The sequence below is a fragment of the Chitinibacter sp. S2-10 genome, from assembly GCF_046530675.1.
Classification (GTDB): Bacteria; Pseudomonadota; Gammaproteobacteria; order Burkholderiales; family Chitinibacteraceae; genus Chitinibacter.
In genome coordinates, this window is record NZ_CP172558.1 from 3166963 (window position 1) to 3187360 (window position 20398).

A 20398-nucleotide genomic window follows, 5' to 3' on the forward strand; every position below is an offset into this window, starting at 1 on the left:
CTATTTTTGCGCCAATAAACTCCGCGCCCCTTCAAATCGGGGACCAAAATAACTGTTATTAATCGATTCAATCCTCACTTTTCCCTTGGCTGATGGCGCATGAATGAAGCGGCCATTACCCAGATAAATACCGACATGCGAATAGGGACGACCCTGAGTATTAAAAAAGACCAAATCACCCGGCTTCAAGTCGCTCTTCTCGATCGGACGAGTCGCCAATGCCATTTCAATCGAAGTTCTGGGTAAATCGAGCTGAACCGCATTTTTATAGACATATTTAACCAAACCACTGCAATCGAGCCCTTCTTCTGGCTGACTCCCCCCCAGACGATAGCCAATATCAAGTAAACCTAGCGCAACCATGATCACCTCACGGGCACCGGCATCTGATTCCATGTTTTGAGTGATGGCAGCTTGGGAAGAAAAAGATTTTACAACAGGAGATCTAATGGGTATTGCTTTAGAGGCTTCTTTCTGACTGGGTTGCATGCTTGTACACCCACTCAGTATTAACAAAACAGACAATAGTTTGATTTTATGCATCGGCCAGCACCTTGATGTGTTCAGTCACACTCCGAGCCAGCGAGGACAAATCGTAACCACCCTCAAGCAAGGAGACGATACGTTTCTTAGCATGTATATCGGCCACATTCATGAGTTGTTTAGTAACCCACGCGTAATCTGCCTCTACCAAACCCATTGAGCCCATGTCATCTTCAAGATGGGCGTCAAACCCAGCGGAAATCAAAATCAATTCAGGCGCAAATTCATTCAGCGCAGGAAGCCATTTTTCCGTGACCACTTCGCGAAACTCGCCCCCCCTACTCGCGCGCGGCATCGGGACATTGAGCATATTGCGCCCTTTAGGCACATCACCACAGTAAGGAAAAAACGGGTGCTGAAAAATACTGACCATCAGTACTTTGGGTTCATCAAAAAACGCATCTTCGGTGCCATTGCCGTGATGCACATCAAAATCAACAATCGCAACACGATCCAGACCATATTCAGCCAGCGCATGGCGTGCCGCGACGGCAATATTATTCAGAAAACAAAAGCCCATTCCGCGCTCGCGCTCAGCATGATGCCCAGGAGGGCGGATCAGGCAAAAAGCATTTTGCGCCTTACCCTGCATCACCAGATCAACCGCCTGCACGCCCGCACCTGCAGCATGGTAAGCCGCGTTCAGAGAATAGGGATTCATCGCGGTATCAGGCTCAAGATGGACATGACCTTGCGCTGGCGACAACATGGCAAGCTTATCGAGATATTCAGAGGGATGAACACGTAAAAGTTGCTCGCGCGTCGCGGCCTGAGCATTAATATGCAATAAATAGTCCCAGATTCCGGACGCCATCAGCCGATCCTGAATCGCAGCAATCCGCTCAGGGCATTCAGGGTGGCCTTGACCCATTTCATGCAAACTACACGCAGAATGACTGATTAATGCAGTGGCACCACTAGAACCGTACAATTGGACTTACCTATTCACTGATATGCTGTTTGAAGTTTACGCACAGGGTTGCAACAAGGAAAAGAAATGAACCTCGAAAACCGTGAAGTGTTGCAATGTGTACATCAAGCCGAGCAACAACTTAATCAGATCATTTTGGGCAAGCAAGCCACTCTACAGCTTGCGCTAATCTGCATTCTGGCGCGTGGTCATCTGCTACTGGAAGACATCCCCGGCGTCGGCAAAACGACGATGGCGCATGCGCTGGCGACGATACTGGGTCTACAATTTGTCCGGATACAATTTACCAGCGACTTATTGCCAGCTGATCTGCTCGGCGTATCAGTTTATGAGCGCAATACCGATGCATTCCGCTTCCACCCTGGTCCGATTTTTACGCAGGTACTATTGGCCGATGAAATCAACCGTGCCACACCCAAAACCCAATCGGCGCTCCTGGAGGCCATGGCCGAACAGCAGGTCACAATTGATGGGCAAACCCGCCTGCTGCCGCATCCTTTTTTTGTCATTGCTACGCAAAATCCGCAAGCCCAGATCGGCACGTTCGAACTGCCCGAATCGCAACTCGACCGCTTTCTACTCAGGCTGGAACTGGGTTACCCCGACACCAAAGCCGAACGAACCTTATTGCAAGGCATCAGCCGTCAGGATGTACTGGCTCAATTAAAACCAGCCCTCAGCGCAGATCAATTGCAACAGGCACAAAATGAAGTCAAAACCATCAAGCTGGCCGAGCCACTGCTTGATTACATTCAGGCTTTGGTCGCGGCGACTCGTGAAGATCAGCGGTTTAGTTACGGCCTTTCACCACGCGCTGCGCTGGGGCTGGTACAGGCCTGCAAAGCCAGTGCCTGGCTGGAAGCGCGTAGCATGGTCATTCCCGAAGACGTTCAACGCGTCTTTCCGTCGGTCGCAGGGCACAGACTGATTTCCCGCCAAAGCGGCCGGAGTGACCCGCGCCTTGCCGAACAATTGATGCGCGCAGTGGCGATCCCTTAAATGTCGCTACCCCGGTTCCTTCTCACTTACTGGCATGGCTTTATTGACCGACGCCATCCCCGCGAAACCGGACAAACCCGCATCCGGCATCAGCGGCTGTATATTTTTCCGACCGTGTATGGACTGGGATTTGTGCTCATTGCTTTGCTCCTGCTGATTGGTGCATTGAATTATCGCCTCAGCATGGGCTTTTTTTTCGCCTTCCTGTTGATCGGTATCGCCCACGCCGTTCTGTTGCGCAGCTATGCAAATCTGCTCGGATTACAAGTCAGCACAAACGCTGCCACGCCAGTGTTTGCCGGAGAAATGGCCTATTTCCCCATCTTGCTGCACAACAACAAGCGCCAGCCGCGACCAGGCATCCTGCTCCGCGCACGCGAGCAGAACGAGTCAGCCCGCTGTGATTTGCAAGGCCAAAGCCATCAGCTTGTCTTGCTGCCGGTGCAGAGCCGACAACGCGGAAAATTAGCTCTACCACGGCTCACCATCAGCAGCAGCATGCCACTTGGCTTTTTCCATTGCTGGACTTACGTGACATTCGACAATTCGGTGCTGATTTACCCCCATGTCGAATTCAATCCCCCGCCTTTACCCGAGCAAGGCCTTAGCGGCGACGGCAAGAAAATGGCGCACATCGGCAATGAAGATTTTGCTGGCTTACGCGAATTTCAGCGTGGCGATGCCAGACGCGATATTGCCTGGAAGCAAAGCGCTCGCACCGGGCAAGTCCTGATTCGCCAGCACCAGACACCGCTTGGAGCGAGCTTCTGGCTCGATTTCGATCAATTGCACGGTCTCTCTGTCGAAGCCAGACTATCGCGGCTGACAGCCTGGATTTTGCAGGCCGAGGCCATCAGCCGTCCTTATGGATTGGCACTACCCCAGCTCAAAATCCCCCCTGGCATGGGGCACGCTCATCTTCATCGCTGCCTCGTTGCATTGGCCGAATACCCGGGAGAAAGCCGTCGTGATGCCTAATCGCCTGCTGCACGCCAGCGAACAGCAAAGGCTGGCTTTTCTTCTTTTCGTGACCGGCATTCCGCACTTGCTGGAGCAACCGGCCTGGCTGGCCATCAGCCTGAGCTGCATTTTGCTGCTCTTTGCCCGACTCAGCCCGGATTTACGGTTCCGTATCCCGCGCTGGGGGCATTTCTTGCTCTGCGTTCTGGTTGGCGTACTGGTTTTTCAGGCCTATCGCAGCGTGGTTGGTCGTGAAGGCGGAGTCGCCATACTGATGGCATTGTGCATCGTCAAACTCGTCGAAACTCGCCACTTGCGCGATGCACGCGCCTTGATTTTGCTGATGTGCCTACTCAGCGGGATCGCTTTTCTGCATGGGCAGCAACCTTGGCGAGCGCTGTTTGCCTTACTGAATTTGACCGGCATTTTATTCATGGCACAAAGCATAGAACAGCAAATACCACCCCAAGGTATCAACGTAGGAGTCTCATCAAGATTCATTTTCGAGGCCATACCCATTGCCATTTTGCTATTCGTTTTATTCCCGAGGCTACCCGCACCACTCTGGGCGCTGCCCGACTTAAACAGCGCCAAAACCGGTTTATCCGACAGCGAAATGCAAGTCGGCAGCATAGGCCAGTTGATTCAGGATGAAAGCATCGCTTTTCGGGTGAGTTTTAAAGGAGCAAATCCGGGCAAGTCGGCGATGTACTGGCGTGGCCCGGTATTTGAAGATTTTGACGGTATACGCTGGCATCCGGCCTATAGCAAAGCGCAATCCGAACGGCAATTTACGTCTATTCCGCTCATCGCCGGACAAGGTCCGATTTATGAATACAGCCTGACGCTCGAACCGCATCAACAAAAATGGCTACTGCCGCTGGAAATGCCGCGGCAACTGCCGGCCCAAACCCGGCTCAGCAACCGGCTGCAGCTAATCAACAAAACCGAACTCAGCGAACTTAAACGTTTTGAGCTAAGTTCCCAACTGAACTGGCGCACCTTGAACGACGATCCGGCGCAAATCGCACGCAGCTTGAAATTACCAGCCGAACTCAATCCGCAAAGCCAGGCACTGGCGCAACAATGGCAACAAAGCCCCCCACAGCAGCGCATCATCAACGCGCTGAACTGGTTGCGCAGCAATGATTTTAGCTACACGCTCACCCCGCCCATACTGAGCAGTCGGCACCGGATCGATGAATTTTTATTTCAAAGTCGGCAGGGATTTTGCGAACACTATGCCAGCGCCTTTGCATTTTTGATGCGCGCCTCCGGTGTTCCGGCGAGGATTGTCACCGGCTATCAGGGTGCGGCACAAAATGGCGATTACTGGATTGTCCGGCAATCGGATGCGCATGCCTGGGTCGAGGTCTGGCTCGCAGACCTGGGCTGGCAACGCATCGATCCGACCGCAGTGATTTCGCCCAACCGGATCAACGAAGGTTTGGCGCGCAGCGTCAACAGCGCCGATCTTCCGTTTATGCTGCGGCAAGATTATGCCTGGCTACGCCAGCTGCGCCTGCAGGCCGACGCCCTGGTCAATGACTGGAATCAATGGGTCATCGGCTACGATCAGCAGCGCCAGCGTGATTTCTTGAGAAAACTGGGTATTAACGACTTCCTGTCCAGCGCCTTTATATTTTGGCTGCTGGGTGGCTTTGCCATCACGCTGGGCGGTTTTGCCGCGTGGTTGTTGTATAAAAACCGCCCACCTCAAGCAGATCGAGCCAGCCGACTCTATCGGCGCTTTATTAAAAAACTCTCCCCCCTGCAGCGAGAGCTCAGCGAAGCACCACAGGACTTCGCCCTGCGCGCCTGCGCCAGTTTTCCGCAACAAGCCAAACAAATACAAGCAATTACAACGCTGTATTTACAAGCCCGCTATGCCAACGATGGGCAAGCCGAAGTGGCGCTGGCACAGGCGATCAAGGACTTTCATCCACTTCGACGCGAATCATCACAGGCAAGCCGCCGCCAGTTCAAGCCCAAATCACATCCGGAAGATAAAAGCATGTAAGCCGGTAGATTTTCATAGCCTCAAAGGCTAGAATGATCCGCCTTGTTGGGCTTAAAGCCAGAATTCCATCCTTTTAGGAAACTCTCATTTATGTTTATCACTCCTGCATTTGCTGCGGCCGCTCCAGGGCCAGAAGCCAGCTTTATGTCTTTCCTGCCAATGATCGTGATTTTCGTGATTTTCTGGTTCCTGATGATCCGCCCGCAGCAGAAAAAAGCCAAAGAACACCAGGCCATGCTCGGCGCACTGCAAAAAGGCGACGAAGTGAGCACCAGCGGTGGCTTGCTGGGTCGCATCAGCAAACTGAACGATCAGTATGTCACGCTCGAAATCGCCAATGGCGTTGAAATCGTGATCCAGCGTGCCGCTATCGGCCAGCGCCTGGAAAAAGGCACGTTAAAAAATAATCAGTAATTGCAACAGGGTCATTGCTCGCCAACTGCAGCAATGACCTCAATCATTTACCGAGCGGATGATCTTGGTCATCGCTCAGGGGTTCAGCATGAATCGCTATCCACTCTGGAAGTATATCCTTCTAGCCGTTACCATCCTTGTGGCAACGCTCTATACCCTCCCCAATTTCTTTGGCGAAAGCCCAGCCGTGCAAGTATCTAGTGGCCGCGTCACAGTTAAGGTCAGCGAAGCCATGGTGCAGCAGGCAACACAAATTGCCACACGCGCCGGTGTCACACCTATCGATGCCTACTTTGAGGCCGGTTCGGTCAAACTGCGCTTTAAGGATACCGATAGCCAGATCAAGGCCAAAGATGCGATTCAAACCGCACTGGGTAGCGATTATGTGATCGCACTCAACCTGGTTTCGGATACCCCCGCCTGGCTGGCCAAACTGCATGCCAAACCGATGGTGTTGGGTCTGGATTTGCGCGGCGGTGTACATTTCCTGCTGGAAGTCGACATGAAAGCTGCGGTAGACAAGGCGCTGGAAAAAACCGCCGGGGACATCCGCCGCGAATTGAAAGACAAAAAAGTCCGCTACGGCAAAATCAGCAAGGAGCGTGATCGTGTCGAAGTACAACTGCGCGACGCCGAAACGCTGGCCGCAGCCAGCAAAGCCTTGCGCGATACGCTCGCCAATCTGAAAGTTGACTCGGTCAATACCGATGGCAACTACAAGCTGGTCGTGACTTATCCCGAAGCGGCTTTACTGCAACTGAAAAATGATGCAGTCAAACAGAACATCACTACCTTGCATAACCGGGTCAACGAACTGGGCGTAGCCGAGCCGGTGATTCAGCAGCAAGGTGAAGGCCGTATCGTTGTGCAATTGCCTGGTGTACAGGACACCGCGAAAGCCAAAGACATTCTGGGTCGCACTGCGACACTGGAAGTTCGTCTGGTTGAAGATGATCAGGCCAAACTGGCTGAAGCACTCAATGGCAATGTTCCTGCCGGTTATGAATTGATGACTGAACGTCGTGGCAGCACGGGTGAGAGTGTACCCATTTTGCTGCGCAAAGAAGTCGAGCTGACTGGTGAAAACATCAACGACGCGCAGGCTGGCTTTGACGAACAAAATGCGCCTGCAGTGCATTTGGGTCTGGACTCCATTGGCGCGAGCATTTTCAAAGATTTAACGCGCGAAAATGTCAACAAACGCATCGCGATGATTCTGGTAGAAAAAGGCAAAGGCGAAGTCGTCACCGCACCGGTCGTTCGTGGGGAAATCGGCGGCGGCCGGGTGCAAATCTCCGGGTCGATGGATGTGACCGAAGCCAATGATACCGCCCTGCTGTTACGCGCCGGTTCACTGGCTGCACCGATGGAAATCGTCGAGGAGCGCACCATCGGCCCATCGTTGGGTAAAGAAAACATCAGCAAGGGCTTTAACTCGACGCTGTATGGTTTTGCTGCCATTGCGATTTTCATGATGATCTACTACCGCGTTTTTGGTGTCGTATCGACCATCGCACTCGGTGCAAATCTCTTGTTCCTGATTGCCCTACTCTCACTGCTCGGTGTCACACTAACACTACCGGGAATCGCGGCGATTGCGCTGACGTTGGGTATGGCGATTGACTCGAACGTCTTGATCAACGAACGCGTGCGGGAAGAATTGCGCGATGGGATGAGTCCGCAAATGGCCATTCAGAATGGTTACAAGCACGCCTTCGACACCATTCTTGACTCCAATATCACGACATTGATTGCAGGTCTGGCACTGCTGATTTTCGGCTCGGGTGCGGTGCGCGGCTTTGCCTGGGTGCATTGCCTAGGAATTATGACTTCGATGTTCAGCGCAGTCTTTGTTTCACGCGCCTTGATTAATCTGGTTTATGGCTACCGTCATCGCCTGACTACGCTTGCAGTGTAAGGACGGGAGAAAATAATGATCGAATTTTTTCATGTAAAACGCGACATCCCATTCATGAGCTACGGCAAGCTCACAACGGCGATTTCTCTGGCAACTTTTGTGATCGCTGTCTTCTTCCTGATCACCAAAGGCCTGAACTTTGGCGTCGAGTTTACCGGCGGAACGGTGATGGAAATCCGCTATAGCCAATCGGTGGAAATCAATCAGGTTCGTCACGGCGTTGAAACACTGAAGTATGGTGAAGTGCAAGTTCAGTCTTTGGGCACAACCAAAGATGTGATGGTGCGCATTCCCAACATCAAAGGCAAAACCAGCGCCCAGCTCTCGAACGAAGTGCTTAACAGCCTGAAAGCAGAGCGTGCCGATGTTGAATTGCGCAAAGTCGAATTTATCGGACCATCGGTCGGTGATGAGCTGTTTACCCATGGCTTGACCGCGCTGGCGCTCGTCTGTATCGGTATCATTGCCTATCTGATGCTCCGGTTCGAGTGGCGCTTTGCTTTCTCAGCGATCATCGCCAATATGCACGACGTCATTATTATTCTCGGCGTGTTTGCCTTGTTCCAGTGGGAATTCAGCCTGACCGTGCTCGCAGGTATTCTGGCAGTACTGGGTTATTCGGTGAACGAATCAGTCGTGGTGTTCGATCGGATTCGTGAAAACTTCCGCAAACCGACCTTGCGCGGCAAAACGGTACCGGAAGTCATTGACAATGCGATTACCGCGACGATGAGCCGTACCATCATTACACACGGTTCGACCGAATGCATGGTGCTGGCGATGCTGATTTTTGGTGGCGCTGCGCTGCATGGCTTTGCGATGGCACTGACGATCGGGATCGTATTCGGGATCTATTCATCAGTCCTGGTCGCTTCGCCGTTATTGCTGATGTTTGGCGTGACGCGCGATAGCATGGCTAAGCCGGAAAAAATCAAGGAAGAAGCAGTCGTTTAATCACGAACTGAGCTTCCCTCCTCCACGCCGACTCAGGTCGGCGTTTTCATTGAGAGATCAAAATGGAATTGAACTTCATCGATATTTTCCTGCACCTTGACGTGTATCTGGCGCAGCTAGTGCAAAACTATGGCGTCTGGATTTATGCGATCTTGTTTGCGGTGATTTTTTGCGAGACGGGTCTGGTTGTTACACCGTTTTTGCCGGGAGACTCCTTGTTGTTTGTCGCCGGCATGATCGCCGCCAGCGGCGCGATGAATGTCCATTTTTTGGCGCTGCTGCTGTTTATCGCCGCCGTTTTGGGTGATGCAGTCAATTACACCATCGGCCGCTATTTCGGTCATAAACTGTTTGCCAAATCCGACTCGAAAATCTTTCGCCGCGAATACTTGGATAAAACGCATGCTTTCTTTGAAAAATATGGCGGCAAAACGATCATCATCGCGCGTTTTGTTCCCATCGTTCGGACATTCGCGCCTTTTGTTGCGGGTATGGCTGAAATGACTTATCGCAAATTTTTCGCCTACAACGTCATTGGGGCAATGATGTGGGTGGGCTCTTTGCTTTACGCGGGCTATTTACTTGGCGGCGTGACGTTTATCCAGAAAAACCTGACCGCGATTATTCTGGGCATTATTTTTGTTTCGATTTTGCCCGGCATTATTGAAATTGTGAAACATAAACTCGCCAAGGCCAAGGCATGAGCGACGAGCAATTTCATACCCAGAAGGCGGCGATTCGCGCCTCCTTTGACAAGGCTGCACACAGCTACGACGCGGCGGCAGTCTTGCAGCGTGAAATTGTCGACCGGATGTTTGAACGGCTGGAATTGATGCGAATCGACCCGCAACGCGTGCTTGACGCCGGCAGCGGCACCGGTTACGCGATTCCGAAGTTGCAGCAACGCTTTAGCAAAGCGCAAGTGATCGAGCTCGATTTAGCGCCTGCCATGCTCGCCGTTTCGCGCGACAAGCAAATCGGTAGTGGCGTCAAAAAATTACTCAAGCAATTGAGCAATCGGATTCCAGCGCAAGTGTGCGGCGATATTGAACGCCTGCCGTTTGCCGACAATTCGCTCGATATGATCTGGTCTAGCCTTACCTTGCAATGGTGCAATACCCCCGACGCGGCCTTTGCCGAATTTCAACGTGTCCTCAAGCCCGGCGGCCTGCTGATGTTTGCAACACTAGGCCCCGATACGTTGAAAGAATTACGCACCGCTTTTGCTGGTGTCGATGGCTACGAGCACGTCAATCGCTTTATCGATATGCACGACCTAGGCGATGCGCTCGTGCAGCAGGGCTTTGCAACGCCGGTGATGGACATGGAATACCTCACAATGACATATAGTGATGCAAAAGCGGTAATGGCCGACTTAAAAGGCATTGGTGCACACAATAATATGCAAGGCCGTCGCACCGGCATGTTTGGCAAAGCGGCGTGGCAACGGGTGCAGGCGCAATACGAAACCTTGCGCCGTAATGGCAAACTACCGTGTACTTATGAAGTCGTTTACGGCCATGCCTGGAAATCTGAAACCAAACCCAGCAAGCAGCTTCCCGACGGCAGCCAGATTATCGAATTTCGCCCGCGAGCGGCCTCCTGATGAGCGCACAGACCGGCATTGCATCGCGCTATTTTATTACCGGCACCGATACCGAGGTCGGCAAAACCGTTGCGACGGCTCAACTGATACGTCTATTCAATCAACTTGACATACCTACAATAGGTATGAAGCCAGTAGCCTCTGGTTGCATAGCTCAGGGCGATATACTCATCAATGATGATGTCATTGCACATCAACAGGCCAGCCCGATTCATGCACCACTTGAGCTGGTAAATCCCTATCGTTTTCTGCCGCCAATTTCACCCCATTTGGCCGCTAGAGCAGCCGGCGTTGCAATTGATCTGCAGCATTTGGTTCACTGCGCCGAACAATTAAGCGATTATGCCGAGACCGTCATCATCGAAGGAGCCGGTGGCTGGTTTGCGCCGCTGAGCGAGCAGTTCCGGATTTCAGATCTGGCGGTGGCATTACAAGCACCGGTAATTCTGGTCGTCGGCATGCGCTTGGGCTGCATCAATCATGCCCTGCTCAGCGCGAAGGCCATCAGGCTGTCTGGTTTACCTATAGCGGGCTGGATTGCCAATCGAATTGATCCGGAAATGGCATTTTATTCAGATAATTTGAGCTACCTGCAAATGCATTTGTCTGCGCCACTACTTGCCGAAATCGATTTTCAGGAGAATGCAGTCGATGGCTGTCTCAATCTACAAGCGTTTGAACGACTTAAATTGCGGAATTTAACGCCTTAAATTAACATCAATCGACCATTTTGATAGCGATTCAATGATTAAACATTTACTGACCAGCTTGGCCTTGCTGATCTGCACCATTGTGCTGTTTGCATGCAGCAAACCCGCATTTCAGGGCAGTGATCTGAGCGACACCACCATCGGTGGTGAATTTGAATTGCTGGATCATCACGGACAAAAGAGAACGCTGGCCGACTATCGTGGCAAAATTGTAGTCTTGTTTTTTGGCTATACGTCTTGCCCGGATGTTTGTCCGACGACTTTATCCGAGCTGCGTGGTGTTATAAACGACTTAGGTGAACAAGCCAAAGAAGTACAGGTGCTCTTTATCAGTGTTGATCCTGAGCGTGACAATCCGGCTTTGCTTGGCCAGTATGTCCCGGCTTTTCACCCCGGCTTTATCGGATTAACAGGCAGCAAGGCACAAATTGATGCCGCAGCCAAAAATTATCGTGCTATTTATCAAAAACAGGGTAAAGACAAAAGCTATACCGTCGATCATACTGCTGGCAGCTACCTAATTGATCGTGCAGGAAAAACCCGTGTCATGATCAGCTATGGTGCTGGCGCAGCCACATTCACCCATGACATCCAATTACTCTTGGCCGAATAAAGAATGAGCGTAGAAGAAAACAAAGGCATCCATCCGATCCCCGACGATGCCGACATTGCCCAGTTTCTGCTCAAGTCCCCTCTGGAAATTGCTGCAGTACTGCGCTCAATGGAGCAGGCAGAAACCAATATTGCCGTTCATTTCAATCATGGACGAGACATGATGGTGACCCGCATCCTGAATGTTGATGCCAAAGAGAAAAAATTCATTTTTGACATCAGTGGACAACAGCACATCAATGATGGCGTTAGCCGTGCTGATAAGTTGTTATTTGTCGGCGACCTCAATGGCGTAAAAGTCCAATTCACGATCCGCACCCCTAGCCGGATCCAGTTCCAGAATGGCACGGCTTTTATCGCCAATCTGCCAGCTGATCTGGTAAAACTGCAACGACGCGAATACTTCCGTCTTACCACGCCGATTGCTACGCCCTACACCGCAACCTTCCTACTGGAAAATCAGCAAGACTCACTCAGCTTTGATCTGCACGACATCTCCTTGGGGGGTGTCGGTGTTTGGTTGAAAGATGAAAATCAAAAGGCATTATTCGAGCTGGGGGTCATCTTACCCAGAGTCGGCCTAGAGCTCGGAGGCGCAGGTCGCGTCATCGTCGATGTTGAAGTCCGTAATTTGCACACCGTCAGCCTTAAACAAGGCATGGTGAGAATCATGCTGGGGCTCAAATTTATCAATTTATCCCGCTCCAGCGAAAGTTTGCTGCAACGCCTGATGGTTCAGCTCGAACGCGACAAAAAAGCCATCACCGGTTAAAGATCACAATGAACGGGGGCAGATTAAATTTGCCCCGGTTTCAGCATCACTGACTTGCTGCAAGCAAGACACTCCAGATGCAGCGATAGGTATACGCCCCAAAGCCAATCTAACATTGCGCTAGCAAGCAATACCCCAGCTCAGTCCCACTTCACCCTAGGCGTCAGCAAGGCGATCAGCGCCGCAGCCAGCGCCACGAGCGCCATTCCCCAGCTCAAGCTGGTTTCATGCGCAACAAAACCAATGACTGGCGGCCCCATCAAGGCACCAATCGACCCCATTGTTGTTACCGCAGCCAAGGCGACAGCCCCCTGTTTAGCCGCCTGAGCATAAACGCAAGGCGATACGGCGGCCATTCCCAAGCCGACAAGGGCAAAACCAATCAAAGCCGGCACAAGCCCACCGATCAGCAAAGCAGCAGATAAACCCAAACCAGACAACAAGCCACCCCAAAGCAACATTTTTGGCGCCCCAAACTGCGTTCGCCATACATCACCAAACCAGCGCGCGATAAACATTGTGACCGAGAAAAAGGCGATCCCAAGCGGCGCCATCTGGGCGCTGGCAGCAACCACATCTTTCAAATACAGTGCAGACCAATCCGACATTGATCCTTCAACGATCGTACCGCATAACGCCAGCAATCCGAGCCAGAGCGCAACGCCGGTAGGCAAAACAAACCGCTGCCCGCCTCCTGATGCCTGCGGTTTTTCCACCAGCAAATGGCGAACCGAGACCGCAACCGCCAGCCAAAGAATCATGGATGCAACTAGAAAGTGCACCCAGACCAGATCACTGATGAAGGTCATTCCCGAGGCAAATAAAGCAGCCGCCAGTCCGCCCAAGCTAAACACCGCATGCAAACGCGACATAATCGCCTGCTTGCCGACAATCTCGGCTTGGACTCCTTGCGCATTCATTCCGACATTGAGCAAGCTGGCGAGCACCCCTTCTAGCAGCATCATGAATAAAGCCACCGGATAATTCGGCGCCAAAGCCAAGCCGATCAGAACCAGAGGCAATAATGCACCGCTAATCATACAGGCGGCTTTTGAGCCCAGCTTATGCAAGATCGTCGCAGTCACCGGAAACGAAAAAACAGCACCAAGACCACTGGCGAGCAACAAGAAGCCAACTTCTGCCGTTGATAAACCCAGATAAATTTTCAACGCCGGGATACGCGAAGCCCAGGTACCAAAGTTAAATCCCAGAACCAAAAACAAGGTAGCGACGGCCAACTGAGTGCGGCGAATATGACTTGCAGAGTGTAGTGTGGTCACAGAGTATCCGGAGATTGAGGTTCGTCAGCGTCGCGCTGATCGGCATTTTGTGCAGAAAGGTAGCTAAAATCCGGAGCGTCGATGTTCTCACCGCGCTCCAGCATATAGATAAACGCGAGTAATTCTGCCACAGCCCGATAGAGCTGGGGAGGAATTTGACTATCAAGGTCAACCTGCATCAGTAAAGCCACCATTTCTGGTGAGTCATGCACAAAAATGCCCGCTTCTTTGGCTTTTTCGATGATTTTTTCCGCCAGAATACCTTTCCCTTTGGCCACCACCGTAGGCGCGCTACTACCTTCTCGATACGCCAGCGCAATGGCTTGAGCGCGTTTGGGATTAGTGCTCATGACCATCGACCTGGCTGGCCACCAGATTTAGTCCGGCAGATTCGAAACGGCGCATTAACTCAGGTTGCTGTTGACGCAATAGCTGTAAGGTTTCTTCTTTTGCGACTTGGAAACGCAGCTTGAACTGCCCTTGCTGCAACTGCGCGACCACATCAAGCTCACCCAGAGTGGGTAAATCAAGACTCAGTCGCGTCTGCCATTGCTGCAAATCGCGCTCACCTTCGTGTTGCGTCTGCCGCTCATTTTCCAGCTCCCAGCGTAATGATTGACCAGGCCAAGCCTGGCCTTGCCAGACCAAAGGCTTATTTTCAATCAGATCCAGCTGCTGGCGCACCAGTTGCTGTAAACCTTTTTCGTCTAGCACGCTCATGCCGCGCGAAGTCAATGGAGTATCGCCGCCTTGTTTGAGCGATTCCGTGCGTTCACTAGAACTAATTCCAACCTTGTCATTATCCGCGCGAACTTGACCTTTTCCAACCTCATCAATTGTCTTTGTCTGGTTTGAAGCAGGTAATTCTATCGATTTTTTCGTTGCTTCACCTTGTGCTATCTGCGGTGTTTGAGCTGCTTGCGGCTCTTTAAGCAAGCTTTGTAAGGGGCGCTCGCCTGACACCCACTCTGCCTGATGCGACTCATAAAATAAGCCGCTCTGGGCAAGTCTGGAAGCAAGTTGATTAGCCAGCTGAGCACTATCGGGTTTACCGCTGAATAAAGGCTGAGTTTCTTTCAAGTTACTTGCTGGTGTGTCATCGGCTTTCTGGAGTAACTCACCAATCAACGTAGCGCCCTTACTCAAGGCGACATTAGGATCTTTAATCGATTGTTGAGCCTGTTCCGGCTTGAGGGTAAGCTGAAAAGTCAGTTGTGGCTCTTTGCTCAGGACGGTGAGTTCAAACTGCTGTCCAGGCTGAGTATTTCTCGGCAGATTCAAGTCAAGTAACTGATCTTTTACCAAAACGGCAAAACGCCCGTTATTAAGCTGGTTCGTGACCAGCGCCTGCACTTTTTCACCAACGGTAAGACGAAGGTCATCAGGTGAAACGCGAACCGTTTCCAGTACGCCCTGCTGGGCGCGGAGAAAATTACCGACCAGTGTATTGGATGTATTGCCGGGTAACATCGGTCACCCCTTATAAACACCGCGATAAATCGCCACAATCAGATCAGCTTCAGCGCGAGACAAGCCACATTCCATAATTAATTGCGACGCATCTGCACCTGCCTGCGCCATTCTGATCGCTTTGGCATAGAGCGTTTCTTCGTGAGGCTGGCCATGCTCCAAGATATCAGGCGCATTCTGTTGAACCAAGGGAGCCAATTCAGATGGTGGCGTTATTGCGGACAACCTTAACTTCAACAACTCGACCTCTTGCTGCAATAACGCGATTTGCTCGGCCTGCTGATTATCCTCTGGATGCAAAACGGTACGATTATGTCGATACCAGAAGAAAAGCAATTCCGCGACATAAAACAAAATCAGCAAGACACCGATATAGAGTAATTGCGGCCAAGTGATAAATAGCCCAGCTTTATCCACTATGCCTCCATTAATTAGTAGATTGCTCTATCGGTTTTTATTTGAAAAATTAGCGATATCTTTCATCCAGTTTTCGCCCCTGGACTTCGCTTTGCAATATGCCCTGTAATTCAGCACGCCATTCTTTTGTCAAAACAAGCAATGCATCATGCTGCTGCTGCAGGTAAAGAAGTTTGTCTTTAATGAGTTGCTGATCCGATATTGAATAGTCCGACCAGGCTATCAGTGGCAAACTCAAACTCCACTGATTATAAGCGGGAAACTGTTGCTCGAAATCATCCCAAGCGCCTATATTTGCTAATCTCAATAATTGCTCACTCACATCACACAGATCATTCAACCACTGGATCAGTTCAGACTCGGCCATGTATCAGTCGCCCATGGTTTTGCACATCAGCAGCTTGGGACTCAGATTGAAACTCGGGTTTGATACTGAGCCAGGAAGCTCGCAAATCATTCATTAAATTGCCAATTTCATCCAAGACCGCGGCATCATTATGCAAGTTGGCCCACAATAATTGATGAGCCGCATACTCGTAGAGCGCATCCAGATTCTCTGCCAATTCATTGCCTTCACCCTTTTCAAGCGAAGCCCGTAACCCGTCTTCAATAATGGAAATGGCTTTACTAACAGCCATTCCTTTATCTGCAATGCGTCCCTGCTGGATGTGGAATTTTGCCAAGTTAATCGATTTTATTGCGCCATCAAACAGCATTACGACCAGCGCATGTGGACTCGCAGACTCAATCTGATGCTCCAGGCTTACAGAGCCATAAGCATCGAGTGCTTTTCTGTTTGTATTCATTATCCCACCTTCGGCAGGTTGGCTAATTGACCCGCCAGCCAATCACTGGTGTTCTGTAGTTTTGAGACGGAAACATCAAGTGCAGAATACTGCGCACGTAAACGCTGCTCGATCCCCACCAATCGGCGATTCAAATTATCAACCTGCTTGGCAATATTTTTAGCCTGCTTATTCATGCCATCTACACGAGTTGCAACCTCACCTTCACTGGAAAGCATTTTTTCCAACATGGCATCAAATTGGTAACCGATGCCTCGTGAGAAGCTAATTGTGCCACGAGAAGCCCCATCAGGAGAGCTTGCTGCCCCACCGAGCACTGAAAACTTCAAACCGGAATCCATCGTCACTTGCTGACCAATTCCTGTTTTGATGTCATTGCCGACTTTGACTTGCACATCGGTTCCGGTCACTGTCGCTGCGATACCTGTACCCAGTAAGTCACTGGTAATACCCAAGCTGCCTTCCGAGCCGTACTTCACATTATTAATAACAATTTTATTATCTGCGCCAATGACCACACCTACTTTAGCACCAGCCGTCTGCAATGCAGAATTTGAATTAATCCGAGTCTGTAACTCAGCAGCCAATTGCGCCGGCGTATAATCCCCTTCGGTCAGGGTAACTGATGCTGCCGTGCCATTAATCATTAAACCAAATGTTTTGTTGGTGGCATTAACATTGAAAGTACCGCCTACACCAGCAAAATTTAATGCCGATGTTGTCTGTGTTGCCTGAGTGGCATTATTAATTACAGACACGGAGAGATCAGAAACTGGCTGAGTATTTTTATCGAAAGCATCAATACGAATCAAAGAATCACTGGCACGACCATTACTAGCAAACAAGCCAATCACGCCTTGCGGGTCGGCAGCTAAAGCTGCATTGAATTTGCTGCTATCCAGAGACATGACACCATTTTTGTCGGTTTTGATTCCAACCTTGGACAAAGCATCATAATTACCACCGGTGCCCGAAATCATTTGATTAACGGCATTTCTCAAGGACATCTGTATTGAACGCACAGTACCTTCACCGGTTAAAATAGCTCCCTGTTTGGTCTCCGGATTATAGGCCGTTGATTCCTTTAAATTTTTTGTGACTTCATTGTATGCTTTGATGAAGTCTTCAACGCTTTTCGTGATGTTACCGGTGCTTCTACCTACAGTCAGATTGACTGGTGAAGTAGTTACCTTGTTCAGCGTCAGGGTCACGCCGTCTACTACATCGGAAATCACATTGGCTGATTTACTAATTGCAATCCCATCAACGGTAAAGAGAGCATTTTTTGCGGCCTGATTTTGCGTTAAATTAGCTACTCCCCCCACCGTACTGGCGTTATAAGCCAAACGCGATAAACCCGCCGCATCAGTATTATTGGCATCACCAGTGTCATTAGTAGTAATTCTTAAAGCATTTTTCTCACCCGTATCAGTAGAAACTAATGCGAGTTTATAACCTGTACCATCATTAATAATGCTGGCACTCACACCTGCTTTGGCATTGTTAATAGCATCTCTCACCCCGGTCAGAGTGTTATTGCTAGCATCAATGGTAATGGTTTTGGATGACTTATCCGGATTGGAGGTAAATGATGTAACGCCCGCGGTCGTCGTATACTGGCCAAAATCAAGCGTGATTGTACCCGTACCAACCTCGGCTGTAGTTGCAGCAAAAATACCGGAAGACAACTTTTGATTCGTCGCTAACTGCGACACTTCAAGCGAAAATTTCGCCTCTGCGGCATTTTTTGCAGCAGAGATACTGACATACTCACTCGACGATGAGGAAGCCGTCACCGAAGTAAAATTATCGGCATTAGCCAGCTTTTGTGCCGCAGCCTGAAAGCTCGCCAGGGCACTTTTGATTGTGCCATATGCACTGATACGCGCCTGAATTCCGATGTTTTTAACGTCAAACTTCTTCAGGGGCTGCTGCTCCACTGCCATTAATTGACTGACAATAGAATTAACATCAATCATAGCCATAATAACCCCCTACCACCGCTTAAATACATCAAAATCAGGCTTTTTCCCTAACCAACAAACCCTGAAGCTTATCCAATGCTTTGGCAATGGCAATCACTTCTTCATTAGGAAGTTGACGTAATACTTCTTTTGATTGCTGATCAATCAATTTCACCATCCGAATTTTAGTATCTTTGTCAGTACTAAACTCCAGACCCACATTTTTATTGAGCGACTGAACGGTTTCGTTGATCCTTCTGACAGCCTCATCCATTTCTGCTGGCTGAACTTCGGCAGAGTCCTGCTCTTTGCCTGCAACCCCCAACACTTTTACACTTGGGAGATCAGAAACAACAGATTCCGAATTTTTTTGCTGGGCAGAAGAAATATTTGCGGCAGCGCCAAGAGATTGAATTTGCATGATAGCCTCTCCTTGCAGTTAAGCCCCAGCGACCAAAATCACCGGGGCTTCGTAAAGACCTCTAAATTATTCTACCTGATTAACCACGCAACAGACTCAACACCTGGTTAGGCAATGCGTTAGCCTGAGCCAACATTGCAGTACCAGCCTGCTGCAGAATCTGAGCTTTAGTCAAATTGGCAGTCTCATTCGCAAAGTCAGTATCACGAATCCGGCTACGAGAGGCTGACATATTTTCACTAGAGGCCTGCAAGTTAGCGATTGTGTTTTCAAAACGACTTTGCAATGCACCAAACTTAGCCCTTTGTCCATTGGTCGCCTGCAGTGCACCATCCACAATCGCAATGGTTCGATTAGCACCGGCAACGGTAGATACATCAACCTGATTCACTTTTTGCAACTGAGCTGCCGACGAAGCTGTATTAAAGAAGCTAGCAGTTTCCGATGCAACCACGTTGAATGAACGATCAGAATCAAGCGTAACCTGCCCTGTACCATTCGCAGTCGCTCCCGATGCAGTTGCAGAACCGCCAATAGTCAGGCCACCAGTACCACTAGTCACGGTAACTTTAATATTTTCGCCTGCATCATTAGTCAGCGTGACACCAGTACCAGTAGAATTTACTTTTGCAGTAATACCAGTTTTGCTGGTTTGCTCATTAAATGCACTGATAGCCGCTGAAAGCCCATCGCCGTTAACAGTCCCACCTACGGTAAATGAAATCGACTGTGCCGTAGTGTTATTTGACGTAACACTCAGCGTATAGCTGGTATTCGCAGTAAATGCAGTCAGATCGAATTCAGTACGGGCAGATGCCGTGACCCCTGTCGTACCGGTCTGGGCGTTAATATTGGCAGCAAATGTTTTTGCTGAATCATTAATGGCATAAGCCACGTTGGCAGAGCCAGATGCACCATTAATTGTCACACCACCTGCAACAACACGGGCTGTGGCAGAGGCACTTGATGCAATCGCATTGGATGTACTACCAGATGTCAAATCACCGGTTGCTGCAGCCGATGCGCCAATACGGTAGTTACCATATGCGGACGTACGGAAGTTAGTCGTTGTTGAAGTAATGGTCTGATACGCATTGGCACCGACTTGATATACAGAACTATTGGTACCATCAAGCAATTTCTGACCATTAAACTCAGTTGTTTGCGCGATACGATCCAACTCAGACGCAAGCTGAGAAGCTTCCTGCTGCAATGCCGTACGATCAGATGCTGAATTGGTCGCATTGGCTGACTGAACTGCCAGCTCACGAATACGTTGCAGAATATCGCCCGAAGAGCTCAGTGCACCCTCAGCTGTTTGCGCCATCGAAATACCATCATTGGCATTACGGCGAGCTTGATCCATACCACGGATTTGTGCGGTAAAACGTTCAGAAATTGCCAAACCCGCCGCATCATCTTTGGCGCTATTAATGCGCAAACCAGAAGACAAGCGTTGTAGCGAGGTATTCATGAAACCTTGCGTTTTATCCAGATTCCGCTGCGAATTCAGCGAAGGTACATTGGTATTAATGACTTGAGGCATGATTGTTTCTCCTAGATGTCCTGACCCGAATCGCGGGATCGTTGGGCTTACTCAA

22 protein-coding genes are annotated in these 20398 nt (G+C 50.3%); 11 read left to right on the top strand and 11 right to left on the bottom strand.

Annotated elements, in window-relative coordinates:
• Together ACG2XO_RS14850 and ACG2XO_RS14855 are read right to left on the bottom strand one after the other, a co-directional pair.
• Window positions 1-489: a C40 family peptidase gene (locus ACG2XO_RS14850; protein ID WP_410498766.1), complete on the bottom strand. Its 489-nt coding sequence runs from the start codon at window positions 487-489 to the stop codon at window positions 1-3.
• A gap of 46 nt (window positions 490-535) precedes the next feature.
• On the bottom strand, window positions 536-1474 hold the full coding sequence (locus tag ACG2XO_RS14855) for a histone deacetylase family protein (RefSeq protein ID WP_410498767.1): 939 nt from the start codon (window positions 1472-1474) through the stop codon (window positions 536-538).
• A 66-nt stretch (window positions 1475-1540) separates the two neighbouring features.
• Between ACG2XO_RS14855 and ACG2XO_RS14860 the strand changes: the two genes are divergently transcribed.
• The 11 genes from ACG2XO_RS14860 (at window position 1541) to ACG2XO_RS14910 (ending at window position 12439) form a co-directional block, all read left to right on the top strand.
• Window positions 1541-2473, top strand: coding sequence for an AAA family ATPase (locus ACG2XO_RS14860; RefSeq protein ID WP_410498768.1), 933 nt, complete (start codon window positions 1541-1543; stop codon window positions 2471-2473).
• On the top strand, window positions 2474-3451 hold the full coding sequence (locus tag ACG2XO_RS14865) for a DUF58 domain-containing protein (RefSeq protein ID WP_410498769.1): 978 nt from the start codon (window positions 2474-2476) through the stop codon (window positions 3449-3451).
• Complete coding sequence (locus ACG2XO_RS14870; protein ID WP_410498770.1) at window positions 3444-5453, top strand: DUF3488 and DUF4129 domain-containing transglutaminase family protein; 2010 nt, start codon at window positions 3444-3446, stop codon at window positions 5451-5453. The genes ACG2XO_RS14865 and ACG2XO_RS14870 overlap by 8 nt, the downstream gene beginning before the upstream one ends.
• 90 nt (window positions 5454-5543) lie before the next feature.
• Complete coding sequence (gene yajC / locus ACG2XO_RS14875) at window positions 5544-5867, top strand: preprotein translocase subunit YajC (RefSeq protein WP_410498771.1); 324 nt, start codon at window positions 5544-5546, stop codon at window positions 5865-5867.
• Window positions 5868-5955: 88 nt separating this feature from the next.
• Window positions 5956-7785: a protein translocase subunit SecD gene (gene secD, locus ACG2XO_RS14880; protein ID WP_410498772.1), complete on the top strand. Its 1830-nt coding sequence runs from the start codon at window positions 5956-5958 to the stop codon at window positions 7783-7785.
• A gap of 18 nt (window positions 7786-7803) precedes the next feature.
• On the top strand, window positions 7804-8739 hold the full coding sequence (gene secF, locus ACG2XO_RS14885; RefSeq protein ID WP_410500273.1) for a protein translocase subunit SecF: 936 nt from the start codon (window positions 7804-7806) through the stop codon (window positions 8737-8739).
• Window positions 8740-8801: 62 nt separating this feature from the next.
• Window positions 8802-9443, top strand: a complete 642-nt coding sequence (locus ACG2XO_RS14890; RefSeq protein ID WP_410498773.1) for a DedA family protein — start codon at window positions 8802-8804, stop codon at window positions 9441-9443.
• Window positions 9440-10345 carry a malonyl-ACP O-methyltransferase BioC gene (gene bioC / locus ACG2XO_RS14895; protein ID WP_410498774.1) on the top strand — a complete coding sequence of 302 codons (906 nt, stop codon included), beginning with the start codon at window positions 9440-9442 and terminating at the stop codon, window positions 10343-10345. The genes ACG2XO_RS14890 and bioC overlap by 4 nt, the downstream gene beginning before the upstream one ends.
• Entirely contained in the window at window positions 10345-11055 is a 711-nt protein-coding gene (bioD, locus tag ACG2XO_RS14900; protein WP_410498775.1) for a dethiobiotin synthase, read from the top strand. Before bioC ends, bioD begins: the two co-directional genes overlap by 1 nt.
• A gap of 34 nt (window positions 11056-11089) precedes the next feature.
• Window positions 11090-11668, top strand: a complete 579-nt coding sequence (locus ACG2XO_RS14905) for an SCO family protein (RefSeq protein ID WP_410498776.1) — start codon at window positions 11090-11092, stop codon at window positions 11666-11668.
• Between the two features lie 3 nt (window positions 11669-11671).
• Window positions 11672-12439, top strand: coding sequence for a flagellar brake protein (locus tag ACG2XO_RS14910; protein WP_410498777.1), 768 nt, complete (start codon window positions 11672-11674; stop codon window positions 12437-12439).
• Between the two features lie 140 nt (window positions 12440-12579).
• Here the strand turns inward: ACG2XO_RS14910 and ACG2XO_RS14915 are convergent, their stop codons facing one another.
• The 9 genes from ACG2XO_RS14915 to ACG2XO_RS14955 form a co-directional block, all read right to left on the bottom strand.
• Window positions 12580-13719, bottom strand: a complete 1140-nt coding sequence (locus ACG2XO_RS14915) for an MFS transporter (protein ID WP_410498778.1) — start codon at window positions 13717-13719, stop codon at window positions 12580-12582.
• Complete coding sequence (locus tag ACG2XO_RS14920) at window positions 13716-14069, bottom strand: EscU/YscU/HrcU family type III secretion system export apparatus switch protein (protein WP_410498779.1); 354 nt, start codon at window positions 14067-14069, stop codon at window positions 13716-13718. The genes ACG2XO_RS14915 and ACG2XO_RS14920 overlap by 4 nt, the downstream gene beginning before the upstream one ends.
• Window positions 14059-15189, bottom strand: a complete 1131-nt coding sequence (locus tag ACG2XO_RS14925; RefSeq protein ID WP_410498780.1) for a flagellar hook-length control protein FliK — start codon at window positions 15187-15189, stop codon at window positions 14059-14061. The genes ACG2XO_RS14920 and ACG2XO_RS14925 overlap by 11 nt, the downstream gene beginning before the upstream one ends.
• A gap of 3 nt (window positions 15190-15192) precedes the next feature.
• Window positions 15193-15606 (bottom strand): DUF2802 domain-containing protein, encoded by a 414-nt coding sequence (locus tag ACG2XO_RS14930; RefSeq protein WP_410498781.1) that lies wholly within the window; start codon window positions 15604-15606, stop codon window positions 15193-15195.
• A 49-nt stretch (window positions 15607-15655) separates the two neighbouring features.
• A complete protein-coding gene (locus ACG2XO_RS14935) occupies window positions 15656-15973 on the bottom strand; it encodes a hypothetical protein (RefSeq protein WP_410498782.1) in 318 nt (105 codons plus the stop codon).
• A complete protein-coding gene (gene fliS / locus ACG2XO_RS14940; RefSeq protein ID WP_410498783.1) occupies window positions 15960-16412 on the bottom strand; it encodes a flagellar export chaperone FliS in 453 nt (150 codons plus the stop codon). Before fliS ends, ACG2XO_RS14935 begins: the two co-directional genes overlap by 14 nt.
• On the bottom strand, window positions 16412-18397 hold the full coding sequence (gene fliD, locus ACG2XO_RS14945; RefSeq protein WP_410498784.1) for a flagellar filament capping protein FliD: 1986 nt from the start codon (window positions 18395-18397) through the stop codon (window positions 16412-16414). Before fliD ends, fliS begins: the two co-directional genes overlap by 1 nt.
• Window positions 18398-18431: 34 nt before the next feature.
• Window positions 18432-18797 carry a flagellar protein FlaG gene (locus ACG2XO_RS14950; protein ID WP_410498785.1) on the bottom strand — a complete coding sequence of 122 codons (366 nt, stop codon included), beginning with the start codon at window positions 18795-18797 and terminating at the stop codon, window positions 18432-18434.
• A 79-nt stretch (window positions 18798-18876) separates the two neighbouring features.
• Window positions 18877-20343: a flagellin gene (locus ACG2XO_RS14955; RefSeq protein WP_410498786.1), complete on the bottom strand. Its 1467-nt coding sequence runs from the start codon at window positions 20341-20343 to the stop codon at window positions 18877-18879.
• Window positions 20344-20398: the final 55 nt, after the last annotated feature.

Excerpts from the sequence above, each read along its gene's own strand:
- ACG2XO_RS14850 (WP_410498766.1), bottom strand. The coding sequence starts at position 489 with ATGCAACCCAGTCAGAAAGAAGCCTCTAAAGCAATACCCATTAGATCT.
- ACG2XO_RS14860 (WP_410498768.1), top strand. The coding sequence starts at position 1,541 with ATGAACCTCGAAAACCGTGAAGTGTTGCAATGTGTACATCAAGCCGAG.
- ACG2XO_RS14865 (WP_410498769.1), top strand. The coding sequence starts at position 2,474 with ATGTCGCTACCCCGGTTCCTTCTCACTTACTGGCATGGCTTTATTGAC.
- ACG2XO_RS14870 (WP_410498770.1), top strand. The coding sequence starts at position 3,444 with ATGCCTAATCGCCTGCTGCACGCCAGCGAACAGCAAAGGCTGGCTTTT.
- yajC (WP_410498771.1), top strand. The coding sequence starts at position 5,544 with ATGTTTATCACTCCTGCATTTGCTGCGGCCGCTCCAGGGCCAGAAGCC.
- secD (WP_410498772.1), top strand. The coding sequence starts at position 5,956 with ATGAATCGCTATCCACTCTGGAAGTATATCCTTCTAGCCGTTACCATC.
- ACG2XO_RS14890 (WP_410498773.1), top strand. The coding sequence starts at position 8,802 with ATGGAATTGAACTTCATCGATATTTTCCTGCACCTTGACGTGTATCTG.
- bioC (WP_410498774.1), top strand. The coding sequence starts at position 9,440 with ATGAGCGACGAGCAATTTCATACCCAGAAGGCGGCGATTCGCGCCTCC.
- bioD (WP_410498775.1), top strand. The coding sequence starts at position 10,345 with ATGAGCGCACAGACCGGCATTGCATCGCGCTATTTTATTACCGGCACC.
- ACG2XO_RS14905 (WP_410498776.1), top strand. The coding sequence starts at position 11,090 with ATGATTAAACATTTACTGACCAGCTTGGCCTTGCTGATCTGCACCATT.
- ACG2XO_RS14910 (WP_410498777.1), top strand. The coding sequence starts at position 11,672 with ATGAGCGTAGAAGAAAACAAAGGCATCCATCCGATCCCCGACGATGCC.
- ACG2XO_RS14920 (WP_410498779.1), bottom strand. The coding sequence starts at position 14,069 with ATGAGCACTAATCCCAAACGCGCTCAAGCCATTGCGCTGGCGTATCGA.
- ACG2XO_RS14925 (WP_410498780.1), bottom strand. The coding sequence starts at position 15,189 with ATGTTACCCGGCAATACATCCAATACACTGGTCGGTAATTTTCTCCGC.
- ACG2XO_RS14935 (WP_410498782.1), bottom strand. The coding sequence starts at position 15,973 with ATGGCCGAGTCTGAACTGATCCAGTGGTTGAATGATCTGTGTGATGTG.
- fliS (WP_410498783.1), bottom strand. The coding sequence starts at position 16,412 with ATGAATACAAACAGAAAAGCACTCGATGCTTATGGCTCTGTAAGCCTG.
- fliD (WP_410498784.1), bottom strand. The coding sequence starts at position 18,397 with ATGGCTATGATTGATGTTAATTCTATTGTCAGTCAATTAATGGCAGTG.
- ACG2XO_RS14950 (WP_410498785.1), bottom strand. The coding sequence starts at position 18,797 with ATGCAAATTCAATCTCTTGGCGCTGCCGCAAATATTTCTTCTGCCCAG.
- ACG2XO_RS14955 (WP_410498786.1), bottom strand. The coding sequence starts at position 20,343 with ATGCCTCAAGTCATTAATACCAATGTACCTTCGCTGAATTCGCAGCGG.